Here is a 6,213-nt window from a genome sequence, read left to right as displayed (position 1 = left end):
GTTTCCCCCCTTTGCAAGGGGGGATTAAGGGGGGTAATTTGACTTATGTATACACCGTAGCTTTGCTAAAAGGAGGGAACAAGATTCCTAGTTTCCCCCCTTTGCAAGGGGGGATTAAGGGGGGTAATTTGAAATTACCAAAAATCAAGATGTTATGACAGAGCTTTATAACAAAACCTCGGAGAAAGAAAAAAGACGATCGCTCCGTAATAATATGCCACCTGCTGAAAAGATTGTGTGGGAAAGGTTGAAAAATCGGCAAATTGATGGTTGCAAATTTCGTAGACAGTACAGTGTTGATGTATTTGTTGTGGATTTTTATTGTCCTGAATTAAAACTTGCTATAGAAATTGATGGTAATAGTCATTTTCAAGAAGGAGCGCAGGTTTATGATTATGAACGACAATGTTTTCTTGAATCTAAAGGGACTTGTTTTTTGAGGTTTACAAATCAACAGGTTTATCAAGAGTTGGAAGGTGCGATCGCAATGATTGCACAAACTGTTTGTCAATTGCGGAAGATTACCCCACCCTAACCCTCCCCTTGCAAAGGGGAGGGAACTAGATTTCCGGCTTCCCCCCTTTGCAAGGGGGGATTGAGGGGGGTAATTTGGGGGTAATTTGACAGCGATCGCTCTCATCTAATCTACTCATAGTTGGTAAACTGTAGCATTCGGCTAATCTCTGTTCACTTGCAAGGTGAGTAATTTATACTGAATAGACTTTAACAACACAGCAAACGCTTGAGTAATCTATGATCGCACTGGAAGGGTATAAAGTCCTGACAGAACTGCACACAAGCCCCAATTCTCAGGTTTATCGGGGATATCGAGAGTTAGATCGACAACCAGTAGTACTGAAAGTTCTGTGGCAAGAATACCCATCCCCAGAAGCGATCGCTCGGTTTAAACTAGAATACGATCTCACGCGCCGCTTTCAAGTGCCGGGAATTATCCAAGCCTACGACCTGAAAAAATATCAAAACACCTTAGTGTTAGTTTTAGAAGATTTTGGTGGGCAACCTCTGCGTGAGTTGCTCAATCAATCGCCTCTAACGCTAGAGAATTTTTTGCACCTGGCGATGCAAGTAGCGGCAGCTTTAGCAGAAATTCATCAGCAACAGATTATTCATAAAGACATTAATCCTGCCAATATTCTTCTCAATCCCACGACTCAACAAACGAAAATAATTGACTTTGGCATTGCTACTTTGCTGTCGCGGGAAAATCCCACCTTGGGAAATCTGAATGTTTTAGAAGGGACTCTCGCTTATATTTCTCCTGAACAAACAGGACGGATGAATCGCTCGCTTGATTATCGCACCGATTTTTACTCTTTGGGAGTCACTTTCTACGAACTGTTGACCCAGAATTTACCTTTTATTAGCGACGATCCTGTGGAACTGGTTCACAGCCATATTGCCAAACAACCAATTCCGCCCGATCAAATCAATCCCCAAATTCCGCCAGCGCTTTCGCAAATTGTGATGAAGTTACTGGAAAAAACCGCCGAAGCTCGTTATCAAAGTGCTTTTGGATTACAGGCAGATTTACAGCAATGTCTGGAGATGTTCAAATCTACAGGGCAAATTTCATTATTTGAACTCGGACAGCAAGATTGCTCCGGTAGATTTCAAATTCCTCAAAAACTGTACGGGCGCGAGGCGGAAGTAACAAACTTACTTGCAGCCTTTGAGCGAGCCAGTCACGGACAAAGCGAAGTGATGCTGATTGCCGGTTATTCTGGAATTGGCAAATCAGCCCTAGTTCAAGAAATTTATAAACCGATTACCCAACAACGGGGATATTTTATCTCTGGGAAGTTTGACCAGTTTCAACGTAACATTCCTTACAGTTCTTTAATTCAAGCCTTTCAAGCTTTAATTCGCCAGTTGTTAACTACAAGTGAAGCAGAAATTACTACTTGGCGGAAAAAATTATTAGATGCTCTTGGGGTGAATGGTCAGGTAATTATCGAAGTGATTTCAGAGGTGGAACTAATTATTGGTCAGCAGCCACCTGTGGTAAAACTATCACCCAAGGAAGCGCAAACTCGGTTTAATTTAGTCTTGCAAAACTTTATTAAAGTCTTTACTCAAAAGGAACATCCTTTAGTAATGTTCTTGGACGATCTGCAATGGGCGGATAGTGCATCACTCCAACTAATTGAGTTATTAATTAGTCAAGCAGACAGTCAATATTTGTTGCTGATTGGTGCTTATCGTGATAATGAAGTAGATAAAACCCATCCACTAAGGGCAACGATCGCATCTTTAGAACAAGCAGGAGTGGCTATTCACGAACTCACCTTAACGCCCTTAGTATTGCCCGAAATTGAACAACTCCTCAGCGATACCCTCAACAATGCCGATTTAGCCCAAATTACACCTCTGGCTGAACTGCTTCAGCAGAAGACCAATGGTAATCCTTTCTTCATGAATGAATTTCTCAAGTCGCTGTATGCAGAAGAATTACTACAATTTAATTTCACTCAGCGACAATGGCAATGGCAACTGGCAAAAATCCAAGCAGCCCAGATTACCGATAACGTCGTCGAGTTGATGGCGCTGAAAATTCAAAAGTTGCCAGCAGCTACCCAAGAAGCTTTAAAATTAGCAGCTTGTATTGGTAATTCCTTTGATTTGCATACTTTAGCGATCGCTAGCTCAAAATCTCTCGCAGATGTCGCCGCCCAACTCTGGGAAGCCGTGCAAACCGGATTAATTTTACCTCAAGGTAATGACTACCAACTCTTGCAAGTTGCCGATCGAGAAGTCACAGCGAACTTGACAAATTTGGATGTAGTTTATAAATTCCTGCACGATCGCGTCCAGCAAGCAGCTTACTCGCTGATTTCTACTGACCAAAAACAAGCAGTACACTTGCAGATTGGACAACTATTATTACAATGTATTACTCCCCAGAAGCAAGAAGAAAGGATTTTTGACATTGTTAACCAACTGAATTTCGGTATCAACCTAATTACAGATTCTCAACAGCGCCAAAAACTAGCTCAGTTAAATTTAACAGCAGGTAACAAAGCCAAAGCCTCAGCAGCCTATCAGCCAGCCTTAGATTATCTGACAATGGGGATTAACTGCCTAGCAGCTAGCTGTTGGCGGCAGCAGTATCAGCTAGCTTTAGCATTGCACACCGCCGCCGCCGAAGCTGCTTATCTGGGTGGGGACTTTGAGCGCATGGATGCATTAACAGATGAAGTACTGCAAAAGACCCGTAGCACAATCGATCAGGCACAGGTTTATGCCATCAAAATCCAAGCTGCGATCGCTCGCGATCAACTCTTAGCAGCTTCTAAACTCGGTCTGCAAGTTCTGCAACTGCTGGGCATTCCCTTGGCTAACAACCCCGGTCAACTGCAAATTATGCTGGGATTGTTAAAAACTAAACTCGCTTTGGCAGGTAAGCAGGTAGACACCTTAGCTGACTTGCCAAAACTCACCCATCCCACGAAATTAGCGGCAATTCGTATCCTTGCGAGTATTGCCTCGGCGACCTACCTAGCAGCCCCGAACGTTTTTCCTTTGACGGTCTTTAAACAGGTAGAAATATCCGCTAAATACGGCAACGCGGCAGAATCAGCCTTCGCCTACGCAACTTATGGCTTGATTCTCTGTGGCGTTGTTGGCGATCTAAAAGGGGGATATAAATTTGGTGAATTAGCCTTGAAAGTGCTAGACCGTTTCAATGCCAAGCATCTGCAAGCGAGAACTTTATTTGTAGTTAATTCCTTTGTCCGCCACTGGCAAGAACCACTGCAAAATACTATTCCTTCGTTGCAAGAAGCATTTCAAATTGGGCGCGATACGGGTGATACCGAATATGCGGCATTTTGTGCCAATACATGCTCTATGCATAGCTATTTTACTGGTCAAAATCTTCTTGAATTGGATGAATGTTTAGCTATTTACGCAGAGGCAGTTCATCAGTTTAAGAAAAAACCGATTTTTGTGTTGATTCAACTTTATCGCCAAGTAGTTGTTAATTTACAGGCTAAAAATCCTCACCCTTGTGAATTGACGGGGGAATTTTATGATGCAACGGTTATGTTACCGCAGCATATCGAGAGTAACTACCGCACAGCTGTTTTTTATGTTTATACTAATTATCTAACGCTGAATTATTGGTTTGAAGATTATGCTACAGCCGTCAATAATGCTGATTTAGCAATTCCTTATTTAGATGCAGTTGTGGGTTTATATATTGTCGGATTGTTTCACTTTTATGACTCATTAGGACGACTAGCCTTAGCCGATGTTGTCAGTGCAGCAGAACGTCAAAAACTACTCCAACGAGTGGCAGCAAACCAGAAAAAAATGCAAGTATGGGCGAAATTTTCTCCTGTTAACTATACCCATAAATTGGCGTTGGTAGAAGCAGAATGGCATCGGGTGCATGGAGAATCGAGTCAAGCGATCGCCTGTTACGATCGCGCCATTACCTTAGCCCAATCAAACCAGTATTTTAATGAAGCGGCTCTGGCTAATGAATTGACTGCCAAATTTTACCTAGCCCAGAACAAATTGAAGATTGCCCAAGTTTATCTGCAAGAAGCCCGCTATCTTTATTTACAGTGGGGAGCGATCGCTAAGGTAAAAGATTTAGAAGCCAAGTATCCCCAAATCTTAACGCGCATTCTCGAAAAAGCTGTTAACTCAAGTTTATCAACCACTACTTCTCACCCAACCGGACTCACAAGTACTAGTCGCTCAGAATCATTGGATTTGCTGACAGTGATCAAAGCTTCTCAAACCCTTTCCGAAGAAATTCAGCTAGATAAACTTTTATCTAACTTCATGCGGATTTTAATGGAAAACGCCGGCGCACAACGGGGGTTTTTGCTGTTGTCAACTAAGGGGAAATTTCTGATAGAAGCGCAGGGAAGCGTTGGTGAGAATAGTATTCAGGTTTTGGAATCACTCAGTATTGAAGATAACCAAACTCTTTCGACTGCGATCGTTAACTATGTCATTCGCACTAAAACTAATGTAGTTCTAAACGATGCCATCAACGAAGCAGTTGGGATTGGGGAATTCATCAAAGATCCTTACATTCGCCAATACCAACCGCGATCGATTCTGTGTACTCCCTTGATTAATCAAGGAAAGTTAGCAGGAATTGTTTATTTAGAAAATAACTTGACAACCGGAGCATTTACCCCGGATCGTTTGGAATTGCTCAACCTGCTTTCAGCACAAGCAGCGATTTCCATTGAAAATGCCCGTTTGTATACCGATTTAGCCGCACTCAACAAAGCTTATGAGCGCTTTGTCCCTCGCCAATTTCTGCAATTTCTCGACAAGCAAAGCATTATCGATGTGCAATTAGGCGATCAGGTGCAGCGAGAAATGTCAGTCTTATTTACCGACATTCGCGCCTTCACCACCCTTTCAGAAAGCATGACTCCCGCCGAAAATTTCCGATTTATTAACTCCTACCTCAGTCGCATGGAGCCGATCATTCTGGAAAACAATGGCTTTATCGACAAATATATTGGTGATGCCATCATGGCCTTGTTTGCTGGAGATGCCGACGATGCGGTACTTGCGGGAATTGCCATGTTGCAGACATTAACAATTTATAACGAAAAACGTCAAACTAAGGGTTACTTACCAATTCAAATTGGCATTGGGATTAATACTGGTTCGCTAATTTTGGGGACAGTCGGCGGGTTGAATCGCATGGATAGCACAGTGATTAGCGATGCGGTTAATCTAGCAGCGCGAATCGAAGGATTGACCAAAACATTCAACGCCCCGCTATTAATTACCGACCAAACTTTTGAGCGCTTACAAAATAGCGATCGCTATGGTATTCGTGTAGTTGGTAAGGTGAAGGTGAAGGGTAAAACCAATGCTGTGACTGTTCATGAAGTATTCGCAGCCGATCCCCCAAAAGTTGGTGCAGGTAAAACGGCTACTTTAGAGTTATTTGCCACAGCATTAGCGTGTTATGAAAAAGAACAATTTGCCGCAGCAGCCGAGTATTTTCAAGATTGCTTACAGCAAAACCCCTGGGATCAAGTCGCGCAGATTTATCTTGAACGCTGTCAGTCAGGACAACAAATAGCATCAGTTTTTACTGAAGCAGTTAAATTTTAATAAGGGGGCAGGGGGCAGGAGAGATAGTTTTAGAATGCAACTGATTAACCAAGGTTTTACCCCACCCTAACCCTCCCCTTGCAAAGGGGAGGGAAC

2 protein-coding genes are annotated in these 6,213 nt (G+C 42.8%); both read left to right on the top strand.

Annotated elements, in window-relative coordinates; genetic code table 11:
* Positions 1–154: 154 nt before the first annotated feature.
* Complete coding sequence (locus HWQ37_RS00355) at positions 155–535, top strand: endonuclease domain-containing protein (RefSeq protein ID WP_292742561.1); 381 nt, start codon at positions 155–157, stop codon at positions 533–535.
* Positions 536–753: 218 nt separating this feature from the next.
* A complete protein-coding gene (locus tag HWQ37_RS00350) occupies positions 754–6,117 on the top strand; it encodes an AAA family ATPase (RefSeq protein ID WP_292742560.1) in 5,364 nt (1,787 codons plus the stop codon).
* The last annotated feature ends 96 nt before the right edge of the window (positions 6,118–6,213 follow it).

Source organism: Nostoc sp. NMS4, assembly GCF_017115095.1.
GTDB lineage: Bacteria > Cyanobacteriota > Cyanobacteriia > Cyanobacteriales > Nostocaceae > Nostoc.
Note: the sequence above shows the minus strand (reverse complement) of the source record. Positions and strands in the feature narration are given on the sequence as shown.

Bases quoted from the DNA above. Each gene is read 5' to 3' on its own strand.
- HWQ37_RS00350 (WP_292742560.1), top strand. From the start codon at position 754: ATGATCGCACTGGAAGGGTATAAAGTCCTGACAGAACTGCACACAAGC.
- HWQ37_RS00355 (WP_292742561.1), top strand. From the start codon at position 155: ATGACAGAGCTTTATAACAAAACCTCGGAGAAAGAAAAAAGACGATCG.